Source organism: Pseudarthrobacter linnaei (assembly GCF_055412825.1).
This window is the reverse complement of the sequence record NZ_JBVAYX010000072.1, coordinates 1-1171: the sequence shown is the minus strand read 5'-3', so window position 1 is coordinate 1171 and position 1171 is coordinate 1. Positions and strand designations below refer to the sequence as shown.

At 65.0% G+C, this 1171-nt stretch carries 1 protein-coding gene; it reads left to right on the top strand.

The window, feature by feature from the left end; all coding sequences use genetic code 11:
- Positions 1–1129, top strand: a 1129-nt coding sequence (locus ACZYZ3_RS20515) for an ISL3 family transposase (RefSeq protein ID WP_463965604.1), incomplete at its 5' end; no start/stop codon positions are given.
- Positions 1130–1171 lie beyond the last annotated feature (42 nt).

Sequence of the window (1171 nt, the reverse complement as noted above, 5' to 3'; positions counted from 1 at the left end):
GCGTAAGGAGCGACGTCTCCAGCGGCTGAGGGATATTCCTGTCGGCGGTCCTGTGGAGGTTCTCTGGTCCAAGTACCGCTGGTACTGCGAAGAGTCGGCCTGTGCGCGGCTGTCGTTCTTTGAGTCCACCCCTCAGGTCCCGCGCCGCGCCCGCTCCACCGGCCGGCTCCGGGACCACCTCGTGGATGCTGTCATCCGCTCGGGCAGGGCGGTGTCGGAGACGGCTGCCGGCTTCGCCGTGTCCTGGTGGATGGTGCGAGCGGCACTGAATGAAGCGTGCCTGCTCAAGTTGCCCGACGTAGATGCGCTCAGCCCCCGGATGCTGGGCATTGACGAACACCGCTTCCGGTCTGTGCGCTACTTTCAGGACCCGGCCACGAGCACGTGGACCCGGTTCGAACCCTGGATGACAACCATTGTGGACCTGGACACCGGCCAGGTCCTGGGCGTGGTCGACGGCCGGGACCACAAGGGCGTCGGGGACTGGCTGTTCGCCCGCCCCCTGGAGTGGCGCCTGGGAGTGCAGGTCGTCGCCATCGACCCCTCCGCGGCCTTCCGCAAAGCGCTGCGGATGTGGCTGCCCCGCACCGCTGTCGCGGTCGATCACTTCCATATGATCTCACTGGCCAACCAGGCAATGACAGAGACCCGGCAGAACCTTTCCCAGCAGGTCAGGGGCCGTCGCGGCCGGGCCGTCGACAAGGCATGGGCGCACCGGATGCTCCTGCTGCGCGGCGGCGACACCCTCAGCTGCAGGGCAGCCCTCCGGCTCGAAGAAGTGTTCACCGCCGACGATCCGACCGGCACCCTCCAAGCGGTGTGGAAAGTCAAGGAACAACTCCGGGCCCTGCTGCGTACCGGATCCCTGGAAGACGCCGAAACTGCGAAAACCCAACTCGAGGAACTGGTCAAGGCAGCCGCACGGCCGGAGACTAACAGGCTCTACCGCACCGTCTGCCGGTGGTGGAAAGAGATCGAAGTGCTCATCATCACCGGCGCCACCACGGGCAAGGTAGAGGCCAATAACACCGCCATCAAAAACATCAAACGCACCGCCCGCGGCTACCGCAACCCCGCCAACTACAAATCAGTTATTCTCTTGAGAAGTGCCGCCCGGACGGCGGCATGACACTCATCCGGGAATCCATTTCCCCACGAACCTTGAAGAGCC